This is a genomic window from Streptomyces sp. NPDC008092, from assembly GCF_042957285.1.
Taxonomy (GTDB): domain Bacteria; phylum Actinomycetota; class Actinomycetes; order Streptomycetales; family Streptomycetaceae; genus Streptomyces.
In genome coordinates, this window is sequence record NZ_JBIBHY010000004.1 from 590,072 (window position 1) to 617,040 (window position 26,969).

At 71.5% G+C, this 26,969-nt stretch carries 22 protein-coding genes; 7 read left to right on the forward strand and 15 right to left on the reverse strand.

The window, feature by feature from the left end:
* Positions 1–425 precede the first annotated feature (425 nt).
* The 6 genes from ACFZB3_RS15605 (at position 426) to ACFZB3_RS15630 (ending at position 9,516) form a co-directional block, all read left to right on the forward strand.
* On the forward strand, positions 426–4,001 hold the full coding sequence (locus tag ACFZB3_RS15605; protein ID WP_391375342.1) for a putative Ig domain-containing protein: 3,576 nt from the start codon (positions 426–428) through the stop codon (positions 3,999–4,001).
* Positions 4,002–4,066: 65 nt separating this feature from the next.
* Complete coding sequence (locus ACFZB3_RS15610; protein ID WP_391375345.1) at positions 4,067–4,651, forward strand: ferritin-like domain-containing protein; 585 nt, start codon at positions 4,067–4,069, stop codon at positions 4,649–4,651.
* The gene (locus tag ACFZB3_RS15615) at positions 4,648–5,382 is read left to right on the forward strand and encodes a ferritin-like domain-containing protein (protein WP_391375348.1); all 735 of its coding nucleotides are present in this window, start codon (positions 4,648–4,650) and stop codon (positions 5,380–5,382) included. Before ACFZB3_RS15610 ends, ACFZB3_RS15615 begins: the two co-directional genes overlap by 4 nt.
* A 66-nt stretch (positions 5,383–5,448) precedes the next feature.
* Positions 5,449–6,426: a hypothetical protein gene (locus ACFZB3_RS15620; protein ID WP_391375351.1), complete on the forward strand. Its 978-nt coding sequence runs from the start codon at positions 5,449–5,451 to the stop codon at positions 6,424–6,426.
* A gap of 55 nt (positions 6,427–6,481) precedes the next feature.
* Entirely contained in the window at positions 6,482–8,707 is a 2,226-nt protein-coding gene (locus ACFZB3_RS15625; protein ID WP_391375354.1) for a hypothetical protein, read from the forward strand.
* A gap of 41 nt (positions 8,708–8,748) precedes the next feature.
* Complete coding sequence (locus ACFZB3_RS15630) at positions 8,749–9,516, forward strand: Pvc16 family protein (protein WP_391375357.1); 768 nt, start codon at positions 8,749–8,751, stop codon at positions 9,514–9,516.
* Between the two features lie 62 nt (positions 9,517–9,578).
* On the opposite strand, the gene ACFZB3_RS15635 is transcribed toward ACFZB3_RS15630, so the two are convergent.
* From ACFZB3_RS15635 to ACFZB3_RS15705, 15 genes are all read right to left on the reverse strand, one after another.
* A complete protein-coding gene (locus ACFZB3_RS15635) occupies positions 9,579–10,010 on the reverse strand; it encodes a hypothetical protein (RefSeq protein WP_384031115.1) in 432 nt (143 codons plus the stop codon).
* A gap of 28 nt (positions 10,011–10,038) precedes the next feature.
* Positions 10,039–10,722, reverse strand: coding sequence for an NADase-type glycan-binding domain-containing protein (locus ACFZB3_RS15640; RefSeq protein ID WP_391375361.1), 684 nt, complete (start codon positions 10,720–10,722; stop codon positions 10,039–10,041).
* A 1,040-nt stretch (positions 10,723–11,762) separates the two neighbouring features.
* Positions 11,763–12,302, reverse strand: coding sequence for a phage tail protein (locus tag ACFZB3_RS15645; RefSeq protein WP_391375364.1), 540 nt, complete (start codon positions 12,300–12,302; stop codon positions 11,763–11,765).
* Positions 12,302–14,329 carry a putative baseplate assembly protein gene (locus ACFZB3_RS15650; protein ID WP_391375367.1) on the reverse strand — a complete coding sequence of 676 codons (2,028 nt, stop codon included), beginning with the start codon at positions 14,327–14,329 and terminating at the stop codon, positions 12,302–12,304. The genes ACFZB3_RS15645 and ACFZB3_RS15650 overlap by 1 nt, the downstream gene beginning before the upstream one ends.
* The gene (locus ACFZB3_RS15655; protein WP_385679839.1) at positions 14,329–14,736 is read right to left on the reverse strand and encodes a GPW/gp25 family protein; all 408 of its coding nucleotides are present in this window, start codon (positions 14,734–14,736) and stop codon (positions 14,329–14,331) included. The genes ACFZB3_RS15650 and ACFZB3_RS15655 overlap by 1 nt, the downstream gene beginning before the upstream one ends.
* Positions 14,737–14,745: 9 nt before the next feature.
* The gene (locus ACFZB3_RS15660; protein WP_391375372.1) at positions 14,746–16,614 is read right to left on the reverse strand and encodes a phage baseplate assembly protein V; all 1,869 of its coding nucleotides are present in this window, start codon (positions 16,612–16,614) and stop codon (positions 14,746–14,748) included.
* Positions 16,611–17,402, reverse strand: coding sequence for a hypothetical protein (locus ACFZB3_RS15665; RefSeq protein WP_384031103.1), 792 nt, complete (start codon positions 17,400–17,402; stop codon positions 16,611–16,613). The genes ACFZB3_RS15660 and ACFZB3_RS15665 overlap by 4 nt, the downstream gene beginning before the upstream one ends.
* 11 nt (positions 17,403–17,413) lie before the next feature.
* Positions 17,414–18,028: a phage tail protein gene (locus ACFZB3_RS15670; RefSeq protein ID WP_384031101.1), complete on the reverse strand. Its 615-nt coding sequence runs from the start codon at positions 18,026–18,028 to the stop codon at positions 17,414–17,416.
* A 36-nt stretch (positions 18,029–18,064) separates the two neighbouring features.
* A complete protein-coding gene (locus ACFZB3_RS15675) occupies positions 18,065–18,598 on the reverse strand; it encodes a phage tail protein (protein ID WP_384031099.1) in 534 nt (177 codons plus the stop codon).
* A gap of 50 nt (positions 18,599–18,648) precedes the next feature.
* Entirely contained in the window at positions 18,649–20,694 is a 2,046-nt protein-coding gene (locus ACFZB3_RS15680) for a DUF4157 domain-containing protein (protein ID WP_391375377.1), read from the reverse strand.
* 328 nt (positions 20,695–21,022) lie between these two features.
* Positions 21,023–21,199 (reverse strand): DUF6760 family protein, encoded by a 177-nt coding sequence (locus ACFZB3_RS15685; protein ID WP_391375380.1) that lies wholly within the window; start codon positions 21,197–21,199, stop codon positions 21,023–21,025.
* Positions 21,199–21,627 (reverse strand): hypothetical protein, encoded by a 429-nt coding sequence (locus ACFZB3_RS15690; RefSeq protein ID WP_391375383.1) that lies wholly within the window; start codon positions 21,625–21,627, stop codon positions 21,199–21,201. The genes ACFZB3_RS15685 and ACFZB3_RS15690 overlap by 1 nt, the downstream gene beginning before the upstream one ends.
* A gap of 13 nt (positions 21,628–21,640) precedes the next feature.
* The gene (locus tag ACFZB3_RS15695; protein WP_384031091.1) at positions 21,641–22,108 is read right to left on the reverse strand and encodes a phage tail protein; all 468 of its coding nucleotides are present in this window, start codon (positions 22,106–22,108) and stop codon (positions 21,641–21,643) included.
* A gap of 62 nt (positions 22,109–22,170) precedes the next feature.
* Positions 22,171–22,686: a phage tail protein gene (locus tag ACFZB3_RS15700; protein ID WP_384031089.1), complete on the reverse strand. Its 516-nt coding sequence runs from the start codon at positions 22,684–22,686 to the stop codon at positions 22,171–22,173.
* Positions 22,687–22,723: 37 nt separating this feature from the next.
* Positions 22,724–24,331, reverse strand: coding sequence for a phage tail sheath subtilisin-like domain-containing protein (locus ACFZB3_RS15705; protein ID WP_391375388.1), 1,608 nt, complete (start codon positions 24,329–24,331; stop codon positions 22,724–22,726).
* A 392-nt stretch (positions 24,332–24,723) separates the two neighbouring features.
* Between ACFZB3_RS15705 and ACFZB3_RS15710 the strand changes: the two genes are divergently transcribed.
* The gene (locus tag ACFZB3_RS15710) at positions 24,724–26,904 is read left to right on the forward strand and encodes a LuxR C-terminal-related transcriptional regulator (protein ID WP_391375391.1); all 2,181 of its coding nucleotides are present in this window, start codon (positions 24,724–24,726) and stop codon (positions 26,902–26,904) included.
* The last annotated feature ends 65 nt before the right edge of the window (positions 26,905–26,969 follow it).

The following is a 26,969-nucleotide window of genomic DNA, read 5'->3' on the forward strand; positions in this document are numbered from 1 at the left end:
ATGGCCGGCCGAGGCGGATACGCCGGCCGCTGCGGCCGGATCCGGTGCCACTCCAGGAGGCTGGTTCGCCGTGAAGTGCGCGCTACGTGTGCGGCCTCTTCACAAAATGACCACATCCCGGCTGGGGGTGTCGACTAGGGAAGCTCCTAGGCGGTGCCTAATCGCGCACCGGGTGTCGCGGAGAGCGGCAGTACCGCGCTCTCCGCGAGCAGCCGGCGCCCGCGTCCAGGCTGCGCTTTTTGCTGCACGTTCACGCAGGCGCCGGGCCGCGCCCGATGCCACTCTGTTCCGGCACGCCGGGACGCTTCGCGCCGCGTGCCGTACTGACGCGCGCTCTCCTCCGAACGGCCCGGGGTGCGCAGAACGGCCGGCAGCGCGATTCCCGAGGAACGTGGACGAGGAACGAGGAAGGGGGGACCGGGCCGATGGGAGTTTCCGTCGTCTTCGCGGACGACAACGACGCGGTCGAGGTCGTGCCGGGCGAGGAAGCCGTGTGCGTCCTACGCGTGGAGAACACGGGGATGGTGGTCGACCGGATCCTGCTCGACGTGCTCGGCGAGGCCGCCGAGTGGACCGACGTCGAACCCGCGCAGGCCAATCTCCTGCCGGGCGCGGTCGAGCAGGTCCGGGTCCGCTTCCGGCCGCCGCGCACGGCCTCCCAGGCCCCGGGCGAGGTCCGGTTCGGGCTGCGCGCGATGTCGACCGAGGACTCCGCGGGCTCGTGCATCGAAGAAGGCACCGTCAGGGTCGGGGAGTTCGGCGACCTCAGCGCACAGTTGGTGCCCAAGAGCTCGACGGGACGGCGTTCGGCACGCTTCAAGCTTGTCGTGGAGAACCGCGGCAACCGGCCGGAGCAGGTGCGGGTCGAGGCGCTCGACCCGGAGGTCAAGCTGGGCTTCAGGACGAAGCCCGCCCTGTTCGTGGCCAGACCGGGCACGGCGACCTTCGTACGCCTGAAGGCCGTGCCCCGCAAGACGTTCCTGAAGGGGCCCAACCGCACGCTGCCGTTCGAGGTCTCCGCGTTGCCGGAGCGGGGCGAGGCCGCGAGGGCCGAGGGCGTGATGCTGGAGAAGCAGACGCTGCCCGAATGGCTGCTGCCGGTGCTCGGGATCACGGTGGTGGCCTGTGGCCTGCTGTTCGCGCTGTGGATGACCGTGCTCCAGCCCGTCGCGCACTCCGCCGCGTCGGCGGCCGCCGACGCGCAGGACGCGGCCGGCGCCGCGAAGTCGGCCGCGGCCAAGGCCATGGCGAGCGGCAAGCCCACCAAGGCCGCCAAAGCCGCCGAGCCCGCGCCGCCCACCGTGCTGACCGTCAAGCTGGCCTCGCCGACCGTCCTCACGGGGGCGACCGTCCCGGCGACCGGCGACTTCTCCGGCGGCACCGGCGCACACCCCAAGCTCGTGTGGACCTCGTCCGCCCCGCATGTCGCCACGGTCTCGTCGAGCGGCGTGGTGACCGCGCACAACCCGGGCACGGCGATCATCACCGCGACCGGCGCCACCGACACGGCGTCCCCCGCCGCCGGTACGCACTCCCCCGACGCCGCCACGTCCGGGTCCCCGTCCACCGCCGGCGCGACGCCCGATCCGACGGCGGCCACCGCGAGTCCGAGCCCCACGAGCCCGGCGATCCTGACCGGTTCCGTGACCGTCAACGTGGTGAGCCCGGTGTCGGTCACCAGCACCTCGCTGTCCCAGGCGGCGCGCGGCAAGCCCTACTCCGAGTCCTTCGGCGCCACCGGCGGCACCGGCTCGTACACCTGGCAGGTCAAGTCCGGGGCGCTCCCGATGGGCCTCTCGCTCTCGCCCCAGACGGGAGCCGTCACCGGAACCCCGGCCATGGCCGGGACGAGCACGTTCACCGTGCGGGTGACGGATGCCGGGCCGCCCGCCCAGTTCGCCACCAGGACGTTCAAGGTGACCGTCCACAACTCGCTGGCCGTGAACAGTTCCACGCTGCCCGGAGGGACCACGCGCAGCCCGTACTCGCAGACACTCGAGGCGATCGGCGGCACCGCCCCCTACCGATGGACGCTCGCCGCGGGCAAGGGGGTGCTCCCGAACGGGCTGCGCCTGGACCCGGGCTCCGGGGCGATCACCGGTACCCCGACCACGGCCGGCGTCTTCGACTTCACCGTCCAGGTCACGGATTCGGCCAGGCCGAACCAGTCGGCCACCCAGGCACTGTCCCTGACGGTCTCCAACCCGCTGGGGATCGGCACCCTGTCCCTGCCGGACGGGGTCACCAAGGCGCTGTACTCGCAGCCGCTGAGCGCCTCCGGCGGCGTCGAGCCGTACACGTGGTCGATCTCCCGTGCGCCCCGTTCGGCGCCCGCGGGGCTGACGCTCAACCCGAAGACCGGTGTGATCGGCGGAACGCCGCAGGCGGCCGGCTCCTCGACGTTCACCGTGTACGTCACCGACTCCGCCATGCCCGCCCACACCAAGTCCCAGACGTTCACCCTGGAGGTGGTGTCCGGGTTCGCCGCCACGACGTCGAGCCTGCCCCAGGCGACGTTCGGCAAGGACTACGGGGCGCAGCTGACCGCGGCGGGCGGCACCGCGCCGTACGTGTGGACGCTGACGGGTACGCTGCCGGACGATCTCACGCTCGGGTCGAACGGCTCGATCACCGGCCGGCCGCAGGCGACGGGCAGCTTCCCGTTCAGTGTGCAGGCGACGGATTCGAGCAAGCCCCCGCTGACCACCACCAAGACCCTGACGTTGACGGTGGTGGCCTCGCTGGGGATCATCACGACCTCACCGCTGCCCCACGCGCTGACCGGGAAACCGTACGCGCAGACCCTCAAGGCGGTCGGCGGCACGGCCCCGTACACCTGGGCCCTGTCCAAGGACACTCCGCTGCCGGACGGCCTGAGCCTGGACCCCGTCACCGGTGTCATCAGCGGTACACCGGAGTCGACCGGCGATGTCACGCTCGATGTCACCGTGACCGACTCGGGTTCCACGCCCCAGACGGACACCAAGTCGGGTCTGTCGCTGACGGTCGTGCTGCCGCTGGGCTTCCAGGAGCCCTCGACGATTCCGGAGGCGGCCCTGGGATTCCCGTACAAGGGATTCGCGCCGACCAACGTGACCGGCGGCTCCGGCAAGCGGAGTTGGTCGGTGACCGAGGGAGCGCTGCCGGACGGCCTCGGGCTCGACTCCACCACCGGGGCGGTCACCGGCACCGTGCGGTCGCCCGCCAGCGCCGGGACGTACCAGTTCACGGTCACGGTGAGCGATACCACGGACTACACGGTGACCGCGAAGACCAGCATCTCCATCACCGTCGTCAACCCCCTGACCGTACAGACCCCGGACCCGTGGAACGGTACGGTCGGGACGCGCTTCCAGGGCAGAACCGTCCAGCCGGCCGACGGTCTGGCGCCTTACAGGTTCACCCTGGTCCCCGGCCCGGGATCGGCATGGATGTCGATCGACGCGTCGACGGGTGAGGTCACCGGAACCCCGAGCGGGACGTGCGCGAACCCCGCCGCCACGGACGGACCGCCCACCGGAACCATGACGGTCAGCTGTGCCGCGACCGACTACACGGGGCAGGTGACGGTCAAGGACGCCCTGGGCGAGTCCGTGACCACGGCGGTGCACGTGAAGGCCGCCGTGCCGGCGCTGACCGTGCAGTTCAACAGGAGCACGCACACCCAGACCGGCGGTACCCCGCTGACGGACTTCGACGTGACCGTCGGCAGCCCGAGCGGCGGCTACGGCGCCGGCACGTACTCGTACGACGTCAGCCCCGCGGTGTGCGACGAATCCGGCCTCGACTGCGACTATTTCGACACCTCCACCGGGACGATGAGCGGAGAGATCGACGATCTCATTGACGGGACGGCGACCTTCACCGTGACGGTCACCTCCACCGACCCCCACGACAGCGGCAACAAGGTCACGGCCACCTACTCGGAGTCGATCGGGACCCTGCCCGCCCCCACGCCGCCGGCTTCCGGCGGCGGTGCGACCGGTGGAGGCTCCCAGTGACCGGATCACCGAGCGGGTCACCCGACAGCCCGCCCACCGGGTCGTCTGCCGGGTCGTCTGCCGCGATGGCCCCGCCGGTGCCCCCGCTGGCCGTGCTGGTGCTCCAGACCGCCGCGTCCTTGGAGAACCTCGCCGTCCAGTCCTACTCGACCGCGGCCGAACTGCCCTTCGTGGTCCGGGGAAGCGCTCGGCTGCGGGCTCTGGTGGCCCGCAACCGGGCCCACCACCTGGCGCACGCGCAGGCGTTCAACCAGGCGGTGGTCAGGGCCGGCGGGGCCCCGCAGCATGCCGCGGACCCCCTGTACGCCACGACGGTGCGCCGGCGGCTGGCCGCCATGGCCGATCCGGACACCCTGGTCAGCCTGCTCACCGAACTCGAAGGCAACAACGCGGGGACCTGCACCCGCTACGCGAGCCTGGCCGAGCGCGGTGGCCTGCGCTCGCTGTTCGTGAACGTCGCCTCGGTCGAGGCGCAGCACGGTGCGGAGCTGCTGATCCTCCGGATGCTGCCGGAGAACGGCACCACGGCGGCGCACACGAGGGGGGCCACGGCGCGAGCAGTCCCGGCGGCGGCGGGCACGGTCGGCGTCCCGCACGCCGTCTATCCCACCACGGCCGCGTCCGCGATCAACGAAGGAGCGGTGCGGTGACCGGCACCGAGCATGTGCCCGACGTGGACGGCGAGCAGCCCCCCGACCCGGGGCAGGAGGCACTCGACGCGGAAGAGGCACCACCCGGCGCGGAGAACACGAAGAGGGCGCCGTCCCGCCGGTCCCTGATCCTGGGGGCCGGGGGTGTCGTCCTGGGCGCCGCGGGGATCGGGGTGGGCCTCGCGATGGACGGGGGCGGCAGCCGCCGGCACGCGTCGTCGCCGTACTCCGGAGACCTGCGGACCGTGGCCCTGGCCGCCGCGCTGGAGAACCAGGCGGTGAGCGCCTACCGGGCGGTCGACGCGGTGCTGCGCGCCGGGCGGCTCGGCCCGGAGGTACCCGCGCTCGCGGCGTTCGTACGGACCGCGGCGGCCCATCACACCCAGCACGCCGCGACCTGGAACGCGATCCTGCGCGAGGCGCGCAAGCCGGTCGTCACCGGGGTCCCGCTCTCGGGCCACACACGGTTGCTGGACCGGATCAAAGCGGCGTCGAACGTGGACGAGGTCGTGTCCGCGGTGCAGGACCTGGAGTACCAGGCGGCGCAGACCCACATGGCCGCGGCCGGCAGCCTGGCGGGCGTCGGGCCGGCCGTGACCGCCGCCGCCACGATCGCGCCCGTCGAGGCGATGCACGCCGCGACGCTCGGCTATGTGCTCGGCGGACAGCCCTGGACCGCGAACTTCCTCGGTACCAACGAGGTCCTGCGGACCACGGAACTGACGGCATGAAGGCTCGCCGCGAACGCGCACGAGCGATCTCCCCAGGAGGATTCTTTGCAGCAGACAATCCCTTTGATGCCGATGTTCAAGGCGCTCCTGGCTCCCGCGCAGGCCGTCCCGGAGGAGGAGGCGGAGAGCCCGGTCCAGCTGGCGAACGGCGCGAAACGCGGTGACGTCGACTGGCTCAACGAGGTCCTGGTGCCGCTGGTCTTCTACCAGGACCGTGCGTGGTTCGAGCAGGAGGACAGCTGGGTCGCCGAGTGCCTCGCCGAATGGGCGGACCCGGACACCGAGGGCCTGTTCCACTCCTCGCTGCGGGAGGACGCCGGGCAGAGCGAACTGGAGATGTTCGTCGACACTTTCGGGGGCGTCGTCGAGCAGTGGCGGGTCCAGAACGAGCAGGCCCAGCCGCAGCCGAATCCGGACTTCGATCCCGCGGAGCCCGTCGAGGGCACTCAGTTCTACAAGTACGCCAAGCTCCCGGGAACGCATGAGTTCCAGTGGCTCTACGCCTCGGAGCCGGACTCGGCCGACTGGCAGGTCCTGCAGGTCCGGTACGACCAGTACGAGCAGGACGCGGCCGACACCGCTGAGCACGCGGAGATCATCGAACCCTACGGCGACCACTTCATGAAGGCCGTCGACGGGCGCTGGGTGTTCGGCGCCTCCCGGGACGCGGCCGTCTGGCACGACGAGTACGAGCAGTTGCTGGCGCAGGAGGGCCTGCTCGCGGCCCAGCCAGAACCGGCCCAGCCAGAACCGGCCGAGGCGGTGGTCGAGGAGCCCGCACCGCATGCCCAGAAGGTGGCCATCCTGGAGGCCGTAGCGGACGGGCTGGACGCGCGGGTCTTCGACCCGGAGGCCGAACTCACGGCTGAAGAGGCCGAGGAGATCCTGAGCAGCCAGGCCGGGGAGATGTTCTTCGGGACTGTCACGCAGTTGATGGCCGACGCACAGAAAGCGCAGCTCGAAGAACTGCTCGCGGCGCCCGAGGACTTGAGCGCGGAAGAGCTGAGCGAGCTGCTGGAGCTGGTCCTTTCCCATCAGGCGTGACGCACGGCGCCGGATCCGGCGATGAATTCCCCAGCTGTTCCAAGGAGTGTGCATTATGCCGTTCGACGGCGCGATCGAAGGCCCGAAGAAACCCCTGACCGACCGGGAGAACATGGTCGAGAGCTTCGAGCGCACGATCGGTGCGCTCGACAGACTGATCGACCAGGAGGTCCTCAAGGACGACATCGCGACACTCGGCGAGCGGGTCGTCCAACTGCAGGACAAGAGCCAGGGACTGGTCATCCACCCCAAGATCTGGGACGTACTCAGCAAGAAGTGCGCCGCGATCATGCTCGACACGCACGCCAGCCGGATCTCCGAGCAGCTCACCGGTCAGATCGCGGTCGAGGTGAGCAAGAAGGCAGCGGAGCAGGCGCAGTTGGAGGTCGCCGAGCTGTTCGACAAGCGAATCCTCAGAGCCAAGGACGACTACACCGGCGAGAACTTGCGGAAGAAGGCTCGCGAGCTCTGCGATTCGATCGGTGTCCTCATCGACGGCATCCCCCAGCAGGTCAATGCCATCGACAGCATCCTGGCCGAGGTCGACAAGTTCAAGGAACTCGAATTCGTCAAGGGCGCCCTGAACACCGGGGGCCTGTCCGTGACAGGGGAAGGCGAACTGCGACGGCTGAAGCCGACGTTCGAGAAGTACGGCCTCGCGCTCGACAAGGCCCGCACCGCCGTCGAGGATGCTCTTGACGCCGACGAAAAGAAGATCCTCAAGGCCATGCGTGAGGCCCACCAGGTCATCGCCGGGTATTTCCCCGACATGGCGCGCAAGTCCATGGCGACGGCCGCCGCCTACAAGGGCATGACGCTCACGATCGACACGAAAATGCTCGACGCCTATATATATGCGAACAGTTTCACCGCCCAGAACCTCGAGGGTCTCCAGACGCTGGCGGGAGCCGGTACGAGCGTCGTCGGGACGGTCCTCGAAGAGACCAACCTCTCGGGATTCTTCCTGCGGGTCGCCGACCTTTTCAACATCGTGAGCAACAAACTGGCTACCGAGGCGGCGGTGAAGGCGGGGGCCGCCAAGTTCAAGCGGGTGGACGTGAAGGGCAGTCTCTTCACGGCGTACAACGAAAATCCTGACATGTTGTTCAAGAGGCTGCAGGACAACCAGAAGGTGGCGCTCGACATCTTCCTCGGCACACTGCAGGTGGCGGTCGCCGGGGGACTGCTCGCCGCTCCCCCCGGGGCGGGCGAGCTGGTCATGGCGGTGTTCGACCCGGTCGCCGACTTCGTCAAGGACGTTGTCGGAAAGGTCCTCGACCAGCGCGCCGAGCTGGCCGGGAAGAAGATCGAGGAGGCAAGGAGTCAGGGGAAGCTTCCGCTGCCGCAGGAGGGCGGCGAGAAGGCGTTCTGGACGAAGGTCGAAGGTTGCTATGAAAACGGCGCCGACTGGGTCCGGGAAAAGCTCGAACCCCCGCTGAACAAGGCGATCGGCGAGAAGGCCACGGAATTCGCGAAGGGGGTGGCCGACGAGTTGGCCGCCCTGAGCACCCCCACGGAGATTCTCGGGTTCCTCTACTCTCCGGGGTCGGCCGAGGAGGAGGGCGAGGACGGGCCGATCGACCCGGGCGACCTCGCCCATGTCCTGCAGCGCATGATCGTCCAGCCGATCGTGGGCGTGGTGGTCAAACACTGCGAGATCACACCTGCGGAGTTCTTCTCCGGAGACGAGCTCGCCGGCAAGCTGACCGCCGTCAACCTCGCCCAACTGCCCCTCGGCTTCGTGTTGAAGCAGTCCTGGAAGAAGAGCCCGCCGCCGCTTCCGGTCGACCGGACGGCGCACCCCGGCGTGGTTCCCGACGAGATCAACGGCCACCGGGTGACGACGACGGACCGCACCCGGAGCAGGCTGGACGGCCCTGCGGAGTCCCATCTCGTGTACGTCGCACTGGACTTCGGAGGAATCCAGGTCTGGGGAGACTGGAACCCCGGGAAACGGACATGGCAGGCACGCGACATCCACCGGGACTCGTTCACCGGATGGAGCGGGATCTCCATGGAGAGCACCGTGGACAACGCCCTGGAGAACGCCATGCGCATCAGGGAGAACGACACCGTTCTGCGCGGCACATGGCACGCCATCGTGAGCCCGGAACGGGCCACCACGTACATCGGGTTCCAGGCAGAGGACGGTAAGTGGCGGATCGGCCACTTCATGGATCTGCCGAAGGGGGCCCGCACCCCGGAGTACGGACTCGGCCGGCAGACGGAGAACGTCACCCGGACTCGGACGCGGGACATCGGAGACGTCTTCCGGGCCTGAGTCCGCGTGACCGACAGCCGGAGCGGCACACGAGGAGACCGATGAGCACGCTGCGGGACGCGGACCTCTCACTCGCCAACTGGCTGGAGAGCGTTCTGCCGCCGGGTACCGGCGTCAGGTTCGACACGCCGCGCGCCGACTGGGAGCGGCCGGTGTCCGGCGCTCCTTTCGTCAGCCTGTTCCTCAGCGACGTCCGCAGGGGCGGGCAGGACCTGCCGCCCTCCGGATGGTCGGAGGTTCGCGACGCCGACGGGCGGCTGGTGGGCAGGCAGCCCGCGGTTCGCCACTACCGGATCTCCTACACGGTCACCGTGTGGTCCGGTGCGGCGGGCGCCGGCCAGGAGGCGTCCGAGGAGGCGTCCCGGCGGGCGATCGAGGAGCACGACCTGCTCGGCCTGCTGATCGACGCCTGCACGAACACCGACACCCTCGCGGACGACCATCTGACGGGAGCCCTGGCCGAGGCCGGGCTCCCGTCCTTCGTGCGCTGCGGGGGCGACGAGCCGGGGCGCTCGACGCAGGGCCTGTGGCCGGGCCTCGGGATCGCGCCGCGCGCGCATCTCGTACTGGAACTGGTGGCGCCCGTGGTGCCGCCGATGGTGACCGACCTCGCGCCGCCGGCCCGCGGGATCGTGCTCGGCGCGGCCCGGTTGCCCGCCCCCGGCCCGACCGGCGAGGCCGCGGCGACGGCCGGTTCAGCCCCGTCCGGCCCGGCACCGGCCGGGGCCGCGGGAACCGTGCGGCGCTGGGAGCGGCGCACGATCACCGAGTCCCGCCGGGCCGCGCCCCGGCCGGGAGACGAGCCGTAGCGCCGCGGTCGCGGCGCGTACGCCTGTCCTGCCTCGCCGGACCGGCCGTGCTGCCCGCGCCCTCAGCCCGCGGTCACCGAGATGTTGGTGGTGATGAACCGCGCGGTGCCCGGCTTCGCCAGCAGCGGGTCGGGCAGAGCGGTCGGAGGCGGCTGAGTGGCGGGCGTCTCCACCGTGAACACGGCCGTGAACGTGCCGCCCCTGATCAGGATCGGCTTGCCGCCGTTGGTGGTTTTCCGCGTCAGGTTCTCCGGCAGCAGGGTGAGTACCAGCTTGCCCGTGCCGGGCTGGGTGAAGGGCGGTGCCGTGTACGCCAGCGGCGCGCGCAGCACCATCGGCAGTTCGTCTCCCTGGAGGCAGACGGGCGTTCCGCCGACGGTCACGTTCGAGCTCGAACCGGTCAGCGGCAGCGGCGCCGCCAGTGCCGGTACCACCGTGGGCACCGGGATGGTCACTTCGAGCAGGTCCCCGGTTCTGATGACGAAATCCGCCACGCGTCCTCCTGTGCCGTGTCGTGCCCTGTCAGGTCGTGAAGCCGAACAGCTCGATCTCGGAGACGGCGACGGTGGACCCGCTGCTGCCCGGATACACCGCGCCGACCTGTATCCGCACGCTGCTGACGAGTTCCGCGTGGCGGATGGAGAACTCCTGCTCCTGCGAGGTGTCCTTCGGGACGATCGTGAAGGACTCGCCGTTGGAGTACGTCAGCCGCAGTTGGCTGGGCCTGCCGTCCCGGACGTAGGCGGTGCTCGCGCCCGAGTGCAGGATGATCTTCATCAGCGTCACGCGGTGTGCGAACTTGAAGGTGAGGGCCGGTTCGGCCGAGGTCGACCAGGGTGCCAGCCAGTACGTGTCGAGCAGTTCGTCCGCGGCGTTCAGCGCGGGATGTCCGTGCTGCGACGCGTTCGCCGTCACGTTGACGGCGTGGATCGGCGAGAGGTCGTGGGCGACCGCCCCGGTGACCCTGGCCTTCAGGCTCCGCGCCCTGCTGTCGACCGTGTCGCGGAACGGCGGGTACGTGCCGTAGAGCATGCCGCCGAAGAGCAGCGCCACCGCGACGACGATGCGGCCCTTGCGGTAGATCTGCCGGAGCGCCGACTTCGGATCGAAGCCGGGTCGCGCGAGGTGCGCGGCCGACGTGCCGTCCGCCTGGCCGCCGCCCGCGGCCTGCGCGAGCTGGACGACGCGTGGTCCGCGCCTGGGCACGAACCTTCGCCACCACGGTGGCCTGACCTTCACCGCCTCGACCAGCGAGGCGCCGCACCGGCTGCAGAAGCTGCGAGTGCTCGGATTGCCCTCGCCGCACGCCCCGCACACCAGGTCGCCCGGGTGCAGCCGACGGGTCGGCGCGGTCCTCGTCACTGCGACCGCCCGAGCCCGCGCGATCTGCGGCGCCTGTTCGCGGATCTCCCCGGGCGACCGTACCGGGGCGGTGTCGACTCCGGCGGACGCCGGACCGGTGGGCCGCGCATCCGGCGCGTCGGCCCCGGGGGCGGACGCGGACGCGGACTCGGGGTGCTCGACGGGCGCGACCAGGGCCGCGGCGTCATTCCGCCGGGCCGCGGGTGCCGGCGGCCGGGGTGTCTGCGCAGGTGATGGAGCAGCGGCCGCGCTCCTCCGGGGCGGGGACGGAGGAGGCGGAGGGGGCGGAGGGGGCGTAGCCGTGCCCGTCCGAGCCGCCGACGGTGGGGGCGGAGGGGGCGGCGGAGGCGGCGCGGCAGAGGACCTCCGGGCCGGCGGCGGGGGCGGAGGAGGCGGCGGAGGCGGCGCGGCAGAAGCCCTCCGGGCCGGCGGCGGGGGTGGGGGTGGAGGAGCGACGGCCGCACTCTTCCTTGCCGGAGCCGGCGGGGCGGGCGGCGGAGGCGTGGTCGCGCCCGCCCTCGGCCTCGGCGGCGGGGGAGGCGGGGGCGCGCCGGCTCCGGGACGCGGCGCCGCGGGCGCGCCGGGACGCGGGGAAGGCGCCCCCGCAGGGGGTCGTGGCCCGGCCGGCGGTGCCTGCTGCTCCCCCACGGTGGCCTCGGAGGCTTCCGGCCTGGGCCCGGCGATGAAGGTGTTCGCCCCCTGGAGCACGCGCTGGAGCACGCCGACCCGCGGTTCGGAGGCCGTCTGCTCCTGCTCGATCTCCTGGACCACCTCCTGCGCGACCTGCGACGTCTGTTTCTCCCCCGTCCATTCGAGGAAACCGCCGCAGGAGCCGCAGAAGGCGTCGTCCTCCCCGTTGCGGAACCCGCACTTACGACAAACGATCATCTCTCCACGACCTCCAGCCCGTGCGGGACATGCGCGGGTTTCTCGGCGGCGATCAGTTCCTCCAGCGCGGTGACGTCCACCGACGCGCTCCTCGGCAGCGTCACCCGGACGGACAGCCGGGGCACCGCCTCGCCGGGTAGCGGGGTGTTCGGAACCGTCGACCAGCCGACCCCGCCGCTCTCGGCGAGTTCCACCTCCCCGCCGGTCACCAGCTCGACCAGCGTGCGCAGACCTTCGGCGGTGCCTCGCAGCCGGTGGAGCAGCACGGAGTGCGCCACGGCCGCCCGCTGCCGGTCGAGAGGCCAGTTCTCGTCCAGGACCGTGCCCAGCCAGCCGGCGAGCCACCGCACGAAGTCACCGGGCGCGAGCATCGGGTCGGTATAGGCCGCCAGACAGTCCAGGGTCGAGACGGCCGGGGAGAGCACCTCGTCCAGGGCTCCGGTCCACCGCATCGCCACCGGGTCCTCCTGGAAGACCGCGGGCAGCAGCGTGCCGATCGGATACGGCGTGTCCAGCCCCACCACGGCCGCGCGCATCAGTGTGCCTCCACTCTGACCTGGTGCTCGTACGAGAACACCAGGCTGTTGGCGTCGAGATCGATCCGGCGGGCCTCCTTGCCGCGCACGCCGGTGACCGGGTCGGCGGAGAACAGCCGTACGTCCTCGACCAGTTCGACCCCGGGTATCTGTTGCAGTCGGCCGAAGATCTCGCCGGCCTGCACCGGACGGCCGAACGGCCAGCCGGCACCCTCGGGCCCGCCGCCGGGCAGCGGATTGAGATAGCGGTGGAGGGCTTCGAGCGAGTCCTCGCGCACCCGCTCGGCGTTCACCCGTGGTCGGGCCACCAGCCGGGCGACCACGGTGACGCCGCGGTAGAGCGGCGGTTCGAGCATGACGCGGGTGCCCACGACCCGCGCGCGGTCGAGCCGTTCGGCGATCCGGCGCAGCGTCGGCTCCGGCGGGACGAGGTTCTCGAACAGGATCCGGCCGTCCTGCATGGCCGCGGCCGGGACGACCAGCACCCGGACTCCCCCGGCCTCGGCGGGGTCCTCGCCGGTCGGCACGCAGCGCACCCGGGCGATCTCCGGCGCCGCCTCGCGGGTCAGGATCTCGTAGTCCTCCGCCGTCACCGCGCGGCTGCGGGTACGCAGCAGCAGCGGCCCGCGGTCCTTCGCCTCGCCGAGGGTCTCCCCGTCCACCCCGCCATGAGCCGGGCGCCGGTTCTCCACGGCGGAGACCGCCGGGACCGAGGACTTGAGCCGGCAGACCGACCCGGCCGCGACGTTCCCACGGGCGCCGCCTCCGGTCGCGTACCCGCGGATGCGCACCTCGGCGCCCTTCTCGGGTACGGCACCGTACCGGCGCAGGCTCCCATCGGTCTCGCGTACCGCCGGGCCGAACAGGACGAGTCCCGAGACCGCGTCGAGGGCGAAGTGCCGGTCCTCCGGCCGGCTGTCCGCGAAGTGCTCGACCTCGGTCCACTCCAGCCAGCCGTCCGGTGAGCTGGTCTCCACGACCGGCGGGCCGTAACCGGCCAGCACCGGAGAGTGCCGGAGCGGGAACTGCTGCCCGGGCACGCCCTCCGCCCGGTCCAGCTTCTCGAGAGCGACCGGTTCGGCGTGCATGGCCTCGACCGTGCCGCCGATCGTGCAGACGGTCAGTCCGTCGACCACGGGCGAGTCCGTGTACGGGGGTTGTCCCTCCTCGGGCTCGGTGACCCGGGCCCTGATCCACCCGGCGCGGTCGCCGTCGACCACGCTCGCCCGATGCGCGGTCGGCACGTGCAGGACGATCGCGCCCGAGGTGTTCAGGCCCCCGGTCTCGTCGAGCCCCGTCTCGCACTCCGTCCAGCCGTCGCCCGTCCATGCCTCCCAGATCAGCGGGGCGTGTTTCGGGTTGACCCCCACCCCCTCGACCCGGCCGCGGAATCCCAGTCGGATCGCGCACCCGGGCACCGGGTCGGTGAGACCGATCATCAGCGCGTCCCCGATCCCGGGGCGTCGGCGGAACGCGGGGAACGGCCTGCCGTCCGAGAGCAGCCGGGAGCGGTCCGCGGTCCCGGCCGGCCGGCCGTCCCCGGTGGCCGTGCCGGTCTGTCCGCCCTCGGACTCCGAGCCGGTCTGTCCGCCCTCGGACTCCGATTCGACCGCGGTCCTGATCCTGGCGAGCGAACAGGGCACGACGGCCAGGTCCGCCCGGGTGGTGAAGACGACCGACTCGGTGGTGGCCGTACGAAGTGTCCCCACGCGGGTGCCCGCGGCGATCGTCAGCCGCGCGCGTGCGGGACTGGAGAGCCAGAAGGTGACGGGTACGCGCGCCGGGGTGGGCGGGAGGATGCGCAGGCCGATCAGGTTCAGGAAGGTGACATAAAGCCGGTCGGGCACCTGGTTGAGCCGGAAGAGCAGCTGGTCGGTCATATGGGCGAAGGTCTCGATCAGGGTGATGCCCGGGTCGGAGACGTTGTGGTCGGTCCACTCCGGGCAGCGCTGCATCACCAGGTGTTTGGCCTCGTAGACGAGGTCCTGGAACCGGCGGTCGTCGAGATCGGGGGCCGGCAGGGGCATCAGTACTCGCCTTCTTCGTGCTCGGGGATGGTGTAGAAGGGGAAGACGAGGTTGCGCGGGCTGTTGGTGCCGGGCACGACGTAGCGGATGTCGATGTAGAGCAGGCCCGGCTGCTCCTCGTCGGGGTACACGTCCACCTCGGCCACGTCGACGCGTGGCTCCCACTGCTCGATCGCGTCCTTGACCACGTCGGCTATCTCGGCGGCCTTGTGGACGCCGGCCCCGTCGAAGATGTAGTCCCGCAGGGTGCTGCCGAACCGCGGCCGCATCGGGCGCTCTCCGGGATAGGTCTCCAGGATCAGCCGCATCGACTGCTCCAGTTTGGCGGTCCCGGAAACCATGGTCGGCGCCCCGGTGGGTTCGAAGCCGAACGGGAACGACCAGCCGGTGCCGGTGAAGTCGGTCATCGCCGTCCCTCATCCGCCCAGCGAGACGGACGCGCCGGAGAGGGAGACGGTGCCCTGACTCTGGATGGTGAGCGAGCCGGCGGACTTCAGGGTCAGCGAGTTCCCTCCGTCGATGGTCACCGTTCCGCCCTCGCCGGTCACGATGTTGACCGTCCCGGCCCGGCCGCACCTGATGGTGAGCTGCCCCGCCGGGTCGGTGGGCGCGCAGGTGAGCTCCACCGCCCCCCGCACCACGTCGACGCCGAGCCCCAGCCCGCCGTCGCCGGTGCCCAGCGCGATCCGCGACTGCTCCGGCTTCGGCCCCTCGCCCATCTCGTCCTGGAACACCAGCCGGTTGCCCGAGGCCGAGACGAACCCGCGGCGCGCGACCGACGAGTCCGCGCCGCCCGGCCCCTGCCGGACGGCGCTGCCGCCGAGGCTGTAGGCGCTGTGCTCGGTGACGAGGCCGCCGAGCACGTAGGGACGGCGCGGATCGCCGAACTCGAACCCGACCAGGACCTCGTCGCCGACCTCGGGCAGGAACATCGCGCCGCTGCGCCGGCCGGCGCCGAACTGCACGACCGGGGCCCAGTCGGTGCGCACGTCCGGGGACAACCACGGCAGCGTCAGCCGCACCCGGGCGTGGTCGCCGCCGATGTCGTCGACGATGGCGCAGACGAGACCGGGGATCCGCACCGGGTCGGTGCCGTCGGCCGCGGTCAGGCCGAGCAGGGAGCGGTCGTGCGCGCCGCCCGCGGCGAACTCGGTGTGGTAGCCGTTCTCCGCCAGGTCGAACACGTGCCGGGCACGGGTGACCAGCCAGACGGCGGGAAAGTGTCCGGGAATTCCGGAGACCTTGACGGAGGCGCCGGCGCGGATCGCGGGGTCGCCCATCGCGTCCCCCTCCGCCTCGGCGAAGGTCCCGCCGACGGACGCGGCCAGAGCCGCGGACGCGGCCTCGACGTCCGCGACCGGCAAGGTGCCCACGACATGGGCGGTCGGGCTCGGCGGGGGGCCGAGGCCCTCCCCGGCCCCGAGGCCGTCCCCGGGCTCCAGGCCCTGCCCGCCCGCCGCGACGGCGCCCAGCGGACCTTCGGCGGCCGCGCTGAAGAGCGCCGTGACCTCGGTCAGGCCCCGCGGGCGCTCGGTGGGGGCGGTGGCGGAGGGCGCCGGTGCCGAGGGCGCGGCGGAGAGCGTCGCCCGCAGCGGGTCCCAGACCCGCACCTCGACCTCGGGGGCCAGGTTCCCCGCTGTGACGCGCGGTTCGAAGCGCAGCAGCGGGCCGGGTATGGCCAGCTCCGGCAGACCTTTGTGGGAGTCTGCGAGCGTGGAGGCCTTCCGGAAGTAGAAGTCCCCCTCGGACATGCCGAATTCGAAGCCGATCTCGCGTGCCCGTTGGGCCAGGAACTCCCAGTCGCTCTGGTTGCACTGCAGCAGGTGCTCGTGGACGGTCTGCGTCGCAGAGATCCTGCCGACCGGCAGTCCCGCCTCCTCGGCGATCCGCCGGGCGATGTCCGAGTCGGTCGCGTCGTCGAACGACCTTGTCCTGCGCGCCCGTTGCAGCCGGTGGCACAGGTCGTAACCGCGTACCACGGTCCGCCCCACCGTGCCCTGGTAGTACCCCTCGATCGCGGTGACCTCGCCGACGACCAGCCGGCCGCCCGGCCCGGACCCGACGCGCACCTCGATGCGCGTCCCGATCCGGAGACCGGCCTGGTCCAGCGCGGCACCGGTGAGGTCCGCGAAGCCGAGCGCGAACATCGACGGCAGCAGCAGGTGGGTGCTGACCTCGGTGCGCACCAGGGACCTCGCGGCGGCGCCGGACAGCTCCCGGCCCGGACCGGCGCCGACCAGTACCGTCGGCCACACGGTGGCGCCGAGGTCCGACGACACGGTCATCGCTCACTCTCCTGCGTGCTCGGCAGGTACACGCGCGTCCCGGGCCGCACGCGCAGCGGGTCGTCGAACCGGTTCGCCGCGGCGATCTCCCGCCAGTGCTCCGGCCCGCCGTAGCACCGCGTGGCGAGTTCGGGCAGGGACTCGGCACCGGAGAGCAGGTGGGTGCGGCGCCCCGCGAGGCCGCCCGAGCTCGGATTGGTCGGCCCCGGGATGTCGGGGATCGAATGGAGCGTCAGGTCGACGGTGGCCCGTACGGGCGTCCCGGACGGACTGAACCGGGTGTACGTGACCGTCACCTGGTTGAGGTGGACGAGGTAGACCTGAGAGCCCCAGATGAACTTCAGCCGGGGCAGCTCGCTCCGCTGCGTGGACGTCTTGTCTCTGCTGTCCACGAAGTGGGACCAGGTGAGCAGGCGCAGGCAGGTGCGCGCCACGTTCGTGCCGTCGAAGGTCAGCGAGCGCAGGTTGATGCTCGTGGTGCCTTTCGCCTTCTCGACCTCTTCGACGGATATGGCGGACAGTTCGACCTTCGCCCTCGGGTCGGAGATCCCGGCGGGTTTCTCGCCCTTCTTCTGCAGACCGGCGGTCGGTGCCACCGGCGCCGAGTGCGAGATCACGATGGTCGCCGGGTTGAAGTCGAACTCGACGTAGTCGGCGGCGGCGGTGGACTTCGCCGGGCCGAGTTTGGCGTTGCCGTCCGGGGCCAGCGGGGGTGCCGGGGCCCGTGGGATGCGCCGCGCGGCCATGGCCGCACGCTGCTTCTGCACCATCTCGGGGGTGACGCTCATGAGTCCGGCTCCTATGTGTGGACGGCGGCGGAGGCCGGCAGGAAGCCCTCGTGTTCGAGGGTCAGCGTCTCGATCGCGACCGCGTTCTGCTTCGCGTCCAGGACGGGGCCGCTCCACGACACCGGGTACGCGTTGCGCAGGCTCCAGGAGGCGACGACGTTCTGGTGCACGTCCTGGAGGGCGATGTCCACGGTCCCCTTCGGCGCCCTGGCGCTCTTCTCGTCGCAGTTCATCCAGGTCGTGACCAGCTTGCCGAGCCAGCCCTGCAACGCCTGTGACGGCTGCCTCTCCATCGCCCTTTCCAGGACGACCGGGGAGTAGGACACCTGGGCGGGCAGCTTCACCTCGCCGCTGTAGTCACCGCCGACCTTGATCGTCTCGGTCCGGAAGTCGACCTTCAGGCCCTTGCACGAGGACCATTCACCGAGTCGGTCGATACCGTCGCCGTTGGAGAAGGCGACGGTGAAGCGCATGGACAGGCCGTAGTACCGGAACGCGCTGTCGGCGGCCGCGCTGCGCGCCGCCGAGGCCGCGGTGGACGCGGCTGTGCCGCCGGCCTGGGCGAGGGGGAGGCCGAGTCGGCCGCCGCCCTGCCCGGCTGCGGAGGCGAAGGACGCGATGCTCACTGACGGGATGCCTTTCTGGTGCGTGGGTCCTGGTGGTCAGAACGGCGAGATCATCGGCGAAGTCGGGGACAGCGCCGAGGAGTTCAGGTCGTCCTCGAGAAAGCCGGTGTGGGCGAGCCTGAGCGTCTCGACCGCGGGCTTGGCACCGGCCGCGTCGAAGGAATCGACGGACCAGGCGATGGGGAAGAACTCGCTCAGGCGCCACTGGACCATCGGGATCCCGGCGAAGTCGACGAGCTGGATCGTGCCGCTCTGCGGCTGCGGGTTCTTCGAGGTCTGCGTCAGCCAGTGCTGCACGACTCGCGAGTAGGGCCCGGCCGCCCGGCTGAGCGTGATCGGCTCGTACCTGGTGGCTCCGGGGAAGAGCCAGACCTGGTTGCCGCTGTCTCCGACCCGGTGCTCGACCTGTTGCCAGGACACCGACAGGCCCGTCACCCTGGACCAGTCGCCGAAGTGGTAGGCGACGTTGTCGATCAGCACCGAGTACCGGTGGCTCATGCCGACCGTCAGTGGACCGGCGATGTTCTGGGCCTGCTCGGCCGCGCCGCGCAGCGATCCCATCATGCTCATGGTTCCCCTGACTCCTGTCCGTCTCGTCCGTCTCGTCCGTTGGATCTCGTCTATCTCGCCCAGCCGAACGGCCCGGCCGCACCGAGCCGGCCCGCGCGTTCGCGGTCGACCAGGAGCTCGCGCCGGAGCCGTCTGTGGATCTTTTCGTAGACCTGGACGGCCACTTCCTCGATGTCGCCCGGGTCGTCGAGGTCGAGCGGACGGCGACCGCTCAGCTCGATGAGCCTGTCCCTGACCGAGAGCAGCTCCTCGTCGAGGGGCACCGGCGTCCGGGCCGTCCGTGCCCCGGTCACCGGTGCCTGGGACGCCGGGGACCCGGACGGCGTCCCGTCCCCGGGCGCGGTCGTCGCCGTCGGCGGCTGCGGGGGCTCGACCGCGCGTGGCCCGACCATGGCCGTCACGTCACCGGGCTGCCGCTGCACCCTGCTCGCGGGCGCCGTATGCCACGGTGCGGTCCACGATGCCGCGGGTGCCGCGCCGGCTTCCGCCGGTTCCGCCTCCAGGCCGCGCGCCCACCGCTCGGTCGCCACGGCCTGCGCCTCCAGAGCGCTGCCGCTGTCGGAGTCCTCAGGAGGAAGAGCAGGGCCGAGGGTGCGCTGCTGGGCGGCGTGGGTGAGTTCGTGCGCGAGCAGTCCGCGCGCGACCGGCTGGTCGAACGGCCCCTCGTCCGCGGGCAGGAACACCTCGCCGTTCCGGGTGAAGGCACGGGCACCGAGTGACCGTGCCTCGGCCGCCACCTCGGGACCGCGGTGGATGGGCACGTCGGAGACGTCCACGCCGTGCGCCCGCCGCACGGCGTGGACGAGTTCGCTCGGGGCCGTCCGGTCCGGCGGCGGGAAGGGTGCGGGCGGTTGCGGCTCGGGCTCGGGGCGGACGCCGTCCGGCCGACGCCGCGCACGCGGACGTACCAGGGGTCTGCCCATGGGAGTGGTCGCGGGGGTGGTCGGCGTCGGTGCGGCGCCGGTCGGGCGGGATGTCCCGGCCACCGGTGGAGTCGACCGCTCGCCGGGAACGAAACGGTAGACCGGACGGGCCGGAAGCGGCGTCGACGGGCGCACGTCCTCCTCGTCGACGGCCCCGCCCTGAACCTCTGTCCCGCTGCCGGCCGGGGTCTGCGCGTGCGGTTCCGGTTCCCTCGGCTCCGGCGACGTGCGCTCGCGCGGCGACCGGGCACCGGACGCCGCGCCGTGCGAAGGCCACTGCGGTCTGTCGATCGGGGCCGCGAGGCCGAGCACGGGCGCCTCGGGGTCGGCGGTACCACGCCGCGCATCCGGGGCGACGTCTGACGCGAGGTGTGGCGTCGGACCGCCGTCCGCGAGGCGTGGCGACCGGTCCGCGTCGGCGACCGCGTCCGCGCTGGTTTCCGCGTCGGCGTCCGCATCGGCGTCGGCGTCCGCATCCGCATCCGCGTCGACGTCGGCGACCGGAGTGGGCGACGAGCCGGCCTCGGCGGCACGAGTGCGCCCGGGCCGCTCGTCCTGGACTTCGGACTCGGGAGCATCGAGGGAGTCGGCGGGTGACTCCACCGGCATCCGCGCGTCCGGAGAGACCGGCCGACGCAGCGGGTTGCCGAGGCCGAGCCGTCGGCTCTCGGCGAGGGAGGCGCGGCGCACCGCCTTCGGCCCTCCCGTACGCGGCTCCCGCGACGGCCGGGGCGGTGCGGCCGTCGCCTCGCTCGACCACGAGGTGCCGCCCCCGGGCATCGGCGGCTCAGCACCCTGCCGCGGAGGTGAGGCGGCTCCGGCCTCGGCCGCCCACGGCGGACGGTAGGACTCAAGCATGCGCAGCCAGTCCGAGGGGGCGTGGGGCACGTCGTCGGGCGCAGGAGCCGCGGACACCTTGGGTGCCTCGTCGGACGTGGGATCGCCCACGTACGCGTCGGCGGCCGCCACCAGGTTCGGCCGGGGCCCGGCGGACGCGAGTACCCGCGGGGCGAACCGAGGCCCCGCAGGCGGCGTCCTCGGGCTGGGGTCGCGTTCCGGTACGGGCGCCCACCGCCGACCACGTGCCGAGGGCAGCACGACCGTCTCCTGCCCGGGCGGCGCTTCGGCGCGGACGGCGACCAGTCCCGTCACCCGTCCGGCGACCGGCTCCACAGCGGGAACCACACCCCGGTGAGAGGGGGCCAGATGCCCCGGGGTGCCCGTAGCCCGACGGCTTGCCGGACGAGTGCGAAGCGGCGCGTGGAGCAGAGGCCTGGACCGGTCGGCCGCGGCCACGCCCATCGAGGCGGCCGCGGTCAGCGGCGGCCGTCCGAGGGTCGGGACGAGAGGCGGCAGCCGTCGCCAGTGGGTGTTGCCGGGCGGCAGACCGAGGCCGGGCCGCGCATCGCGGGTCTCGCGGGTCTCGCGGGTCTCGCGGCGCCACCGTCGAGGCAGCCAACGCATCTCGTTTCCTCTCCGTACACCGAGGCCGGGACCAGGGCTAGAAGGTCTGGGCAGGTCCCGCCTCGCCGCTGTCGAGGCGGCCGTGGATCCGGCCGATCTCCTCGATCACCCGGGCCCTCACCGGGTGTTCGAGATCGAGAATCTCCCGCAGCGGCCAGTGCAGGTAGTAAGCGAGGTACACGGCCTCCTCCCAGAGCCGGTCGGCCGTGTACATCAGGATTCCCCCGGGACATCACCGGCGATGTCCACCGCGAATCCGTGCCCGCAGGCGGGACAGTCGACGTCGGCCTCGGTGTGCCCCTCCTGGTTGATCCGCCGGTACAGGTCCTGGAGGAAGGCGAGATCGGAGGCGAACAGGTTCTCGATCACCAGGTTGTCCACTCCGGGGACCGAGCCGAGCAGGGTCACCGTACGTGCGAGAAGCAGCACGCTGAGGTAGGCGGGGTTCTGCCTGACCCGCGGATCGCTCTGGCTCGCTATCTCGTCGCGTGCCGTGGCCAGGCGCATCACGCCCTCCCGGTGCAATGTGCCCTGCTCGTCCACGTAGCCACGGGGCAGCACGAACGGGTAACGGGTCGTCAGCCCGGCCGCCGCGCCGGGCGGTACGCCCTCGACGCCGGCGGCGGACGGTTGCGTCAGCATGACCTCTCCTCGGTCATCCGGCCGGCTGCATCAGGATCTGGTCGCAGTGCAGCACCACGGTCTCGGTCACGATTTCGGTCGCGCCGGCCTTCATCCCGCCGATCTCCAGCTTCGACGGCCAGGCGTTCTCCAGGAGGTAGGTGATGATCGGCTGACCCGACTTCGGGGACGAAGCCGCCGCGAACAACTGCAGCGAGCAGGTCTTGCGGGCCAGGGGATCGCCCTGCAGCACCGCCTGGTGCCACAACCACATGTACGTCTCCGGATCGAGGCCGCGCTTGAGCGTGACCGTCGGCGGCTTGGTCTTGCCGTACTGCTTCGTGTGCAGGACTCCCTCCGGGCCGCTGGAGATGTACTCGACCGATTCGACCTCGGTGTTGATTCCGGACAGTTCACTGAACGTGGCGACCTTGATCCCGTCCACCTGGATCACGAAGGTCGACGCGCTCATCACCGCCGGGTTGCCGCTGGCGATCGCCATGTGACTGTCCTCCCTTCGACTCGAAATTCACTGTCGTGCTCGTCCGCGCCGCGCCGGGCGGCTCACCCGCCGTCGCCCTGTGTGATCACGTCGCAGGCGATGGTGACGTCCTCGGTGACGACGCCCTCCCCGGCCTTGGCCGAGGAGATGTTGATCTTGGCGCACCAGGCGTTGATGAGCGTGTAGCTCATCAGCGGCTCCTGGTCCTTCATGCCGGCGAGCCCGCCGCCGAAGATGTCCAGGCTCAGGTACTGGGCGCGGGCCGCGGGATTGCCGTTGAGGGCCATCTGATGCCACGCCCAGAGCGCCAGACTGTTGTCCAGGCCGCGCTTGAGCGTGACCGTCGGCGGCTTGGTCTGGCCGAACTGCTTGGTGTGGTTGATGAACCCGGCCGTGTCCACCGAGATGTACTGCTCGATGCCGATCTCGCTGCTGATGCCGGCGAGTTCCTGGAACGCTATGTTCTGCAGCTGGAATCCACCGGTGATCTGGATGTTCGAGGAGACCACGAAGATCGGTGCGGACGCGACGGTGGAAAACGGTCGCGAGGTCGGTGCGGGCTGGAAACTCTGTGCCACGGTGTGCGGTCTCCTCTCGGCGCGGGCAGGCTCTGACTCACTCCTCCAGGGCCGCGCCCTGCGCGTACTGCGAGACCCGGAAGACGATGAACTCCGCCGGCTTGACCGGGGCGATCCCGATGTCGACGGTGAGGATCCCGGCGTCCCGGTTCTCCGGGGGGTTGTTCTCCTCGTCGCACTTGACGAAGAACGCCTCCTCCGGGGTACGGCCGAACAGCGCCCCGCTGCGCCAGACCCGGCGCAGGAACATCGTGATGGTGCGGCGTACCGAACCCCACAGGAAGCGGTCGTTGGGCTCGAACACGACCCAGTTGGTGCCGTCGAGGATGGACTTCTCCACGAAGTTGAACAGCCTGCGCACATTCAGGTAGCGCCACTCGGGGTCACTGGAGAGCGTCCGCGCGCCCCACACCCGGATACCCTGACCGGGGAAGGACCTGACGCAGTTGACGGCCACCGGGTTGAGCTGGTCGTGCTCGCCCCGGGTGATGTTGGTCTCCAGGTCGATCACGCCGCGGACCACCTCGTTCGCCGGGGCCTTGTGCACACCGCGGGTCTCGTCACTGCGCGCCCACACCCCGGCGATGTAGCCGCTGGGAGGAATGAGCGTCGGACTGCCCGTGACCGGGTCCACGACCTTGAACCAGGGCCAGTACAGTGCCGCGTACTTGGAGTCGTAGCCGGCGGCGTCCATCCGCCAGTCCCTGACCTGCTGGGCGCCGAGCCCCGGCGGCGGGTCGAGGATCGCCACCCGGTCCGCCATCAGCTCGCAGTGCGCGATCATGGCGAGTTGCACGGCCTTGACCCCGTCGAGGTCCACAGCCCCGTGCTGGTAGGCGGCCATCAGGTCGGGGACGCAGAGCATGGTGACGTCCTCGATCGCCTCAAGCCCGGCGAAGCCCGTGCGGTCGGCGGTGTCCCCGACATAGTCGGCCGGGGTGATCCGGGCCGGGATCGGCCCCTGCGGCACGACGGCCGCCGCCGAGGACGCTCCCCCGCTCAGCACGACCCGTGCGCCCTTCGCCGGTACCAGTGCCGACGCGCCCTTGACCTCGTCCAGGGCGATGAGTTCCGAGGACTCCTTGACGACCGTGGCGGCGTTCCGCGGTCCGCGCCGCAGTGAGAGGTTGTCGAAGACCTCCGCCTCGCGGTCTTCCCTGCGGACGACCAGCTTGAACAGTTCCTCGCCGGGTTCGCTCGCGTCGGCGATCTCCACGCTCAGCCCGTTGCCCGCTTCCCCGAGGGCCAGCGCCCTGGCCTGGAGGGCCGGACGCTCGCCGCTTCCCGCCGCGGGCACTTCCCCCCGGGCGACGGAGTCGAGCGCCCCCGCGCTCCCAGCCGCTCGGCCGTTCGGGGACGCCTGCTCCTCGTCGTGCGTGTCGGTGGCGCCGATGCGCACGACGTACGCGGCCCCGCCGCCGTTCAGGAAGTACCCGTAGACCGACTGCGGAAGGTGCGCACCGTCGACGAAGCCGCCGAAAGCCTTGGTGTACTGCGTCCAGTTGGTCACCAGCGTGGGCTGGTTGGAGACCCCGCGCTCGGTGAACCCCACGAAGGCGCACAACGCGGAGCCCACGCCCTCGATGGGCCGCGAGCCCGAGGAGACCTCCTCCACGTAGACGCCAGGGGAATGGTAGGTAGGCACTGCCCCTCTGCCCCTCTTTCAGAACCGCCGGGAACGAACACTGAGGTGTCGGACGAACACCGAGATGTCAGGTGCGGCCGAGGGCACCGCGCATGGTCCACGAGGTGATCACTCGGCCGTCGACGATCAGTATTCGTCCCGCCGGCTCCGGTCGGCGTGCGCGCGAGAGCGGGCAACGGAGCAGGTTCCGGTGCGCGATGATGCAACACGACGAGCGCAGTCGAGGACCGGTCCCTTCCGTCAGCTGACGACCGAGCCGGTCAGCGTCCTGTGCGGGGGCTCCGACACCATGAAACCCGCGTGTGTCCCGGAGCCGTGCCGAAGGCGGCGGCGGTGAGCGCATCCGCGCACTCCCGTTCCCAGCGGGTTCGAGAGGCAGGTTCACACCCGACATGTACCGGGAACCCTGTGAACTCCGGGAACCGGGCGAGCAGGTCGTGTCCGAGGACGACACCGGACGACGTCTGCCGGCCGCGGACAGCCTGTGCCAGGACGGCAACGCGTTCCTGGAGGCGCTGTGCGTGCTGGCCGGGGAGTACCCGCTGGCCACGGTGGCCCGCGTTGCCGCGGTTCCGGCGGCCGCCCAGATCTTCGACCTGCTGCTCGGCCTCGGACTCGTCGTGTCGGTCGGTGGCCCGCAGGGCTCGGGCCGGATAGCGTTCGCACGAGAGAGCGACTACCGCCGGGTGCGCGCGCGGCTGACCCCGACGAGATGGCGGGCCCTGCACCGGGCCGCCGCGGAGGCGCTCGACGCGCGTCCGGCGTTGGCCCACCGTGCTCGGGCGGCCGACCGCCCCGATCCCGCGCTGGCCGCCGCCCTGGAGGAGGCCGCCTTCGGCGGAAGCGCGCTGGCGGACGAGGTCGGCGTGCCAAGTCGGCAACTGCTGCTGTGGGCGGCAGATCTGACCGCGGACCGGGGAGAGCGGGAGCGGCGACTGCTCCTGGCCGCGATGCACGAGGTGTATGCCGAGGAGTCCGGGAACGACGGTCTGTGGACGCGGGTCGAGGCGCTGCCTCCTTCGCCGCTGCGGTACTGCGCGCTGGCGGGCCGGGCCTTGCTCGAACACCGTCTCGGTACCGCCGTCGACCACCTGCGAGCCGCGTCCCGCGCCCTCGCCGCCGAGAACGCCCGTGCGAACACGGATACGAATGCGGATACGAATGCGGGCACGGACTCGGGCACGGATGCGGATGCGGACCATGTGCCTTCCGCACGCTCGCGCGGGGACCGGGACCTGTCGGCCGCCGCGGCGATCGAGACCATGGAGGCCGCTGTGGCATGCCGCACGGCACGGGGCGCGATCGCCGTCAACGCGGCGACCAGAGCGCTGGACGCCGCGAGCGGTGACGCGGTCCAGATCCACACGGCTCGGCGTCTGCTGCTGGTGGGCCGGTCTTACAAGTACGGCCCGCACGGGGTACTGCGCTCCCTCGACGCATCCGCACCGGCCGCCGGGACGAACACCACGTCGCCGGGGCACCGGACTCCCCTACCGGAGATCCGGGACTCCGGACTGCTGCTGTTGCGCGGTGAGTGCCGCATGCTGGCGGGCGATCTGGAAGCGGGTGCCCGTGACCTGGATTCCCTTGTCCGACGGCACGACACGCCTCTCGGGCATCCGGACCGGCTGCGAGCGCTGGAGCGGCTGGCGATCGCACACTTCCTGCTGGGAAGCTGGCAGGAGGCCGATTCCGCGGTGGACGGCATCGACAGGACCCTCGGCGATACGGCGGGGCCGGCGCTCCGGGCCATGCTCTCGGCCGTTCGCGCGGCGGGCGCGGCACCGCGGCCCGGAACGCCTGCGTCGGCGATCGGAAGGGGGCCCGGCTGGGCGGAACCCGACCGTCTCACCATCGCCACGTGTGCGGACGCCGTCGCCATGCTGGCGCATGGTCGCCACGCGGACATCCTGACCGCGATCACTCGGCTGACCTCCGACTCCGCCGGCTTGGAGGACGCGCCGGCCAAGTTCGCCCCGCTGTGGCTGCCGGTGTACGTGGAAGCGGCGATCGAGACCGCGGCGAGCACCGCGTCCGAGGCAGGCCTGGCACAGCTGCGCGCACACGCGCCGCACAGCCCGTACCTGATGGTCACCTTCCATCGGCTCGCGGGTCGGGCGGCCGAACTCCGGGGCGACCCGACCACGGCCCAGGACGAGTACGAGGCGGGCTTGCTGGCCGCGGAGGACCGCGCCCAGGTGCCGCCCGTGCATCGCGCGCAACTGGACCATGCGTACGGCCGGTTCCTGTGCACCCTCGGGCGGACGGCGACCGGCCTCGGTCGGCTCCAGCGGGCCCAGGACGACTTCGCTTCGCTCGGCGCCCGCGCGTTCGTCCGGAACTGCGTCCAGGACCGGGAGGCCGTCACCCGAGGAACGTCGCCGCGCCCCGACGTCGCCTTGACAGAACGTGAGGTGACGGTGGCCGGGCTGGTCGCGTCCGGGCTGACCAACCGCCAGGTCGCGGAGAAGCTGCTGATCAGTGCGAAGGCAGTGGAGTACCACCTGGGAAAGATCTATCGGAAACTCGGAGTGCGCACGCGCGGGGATCTCGCGAGCAGATGGCGCAGATGAGGTCCTCGATGCGGCCTGCTGCCGGCGCCGCGACGCCCGTCGCCCACCGGCGGAGCGTCGCACGA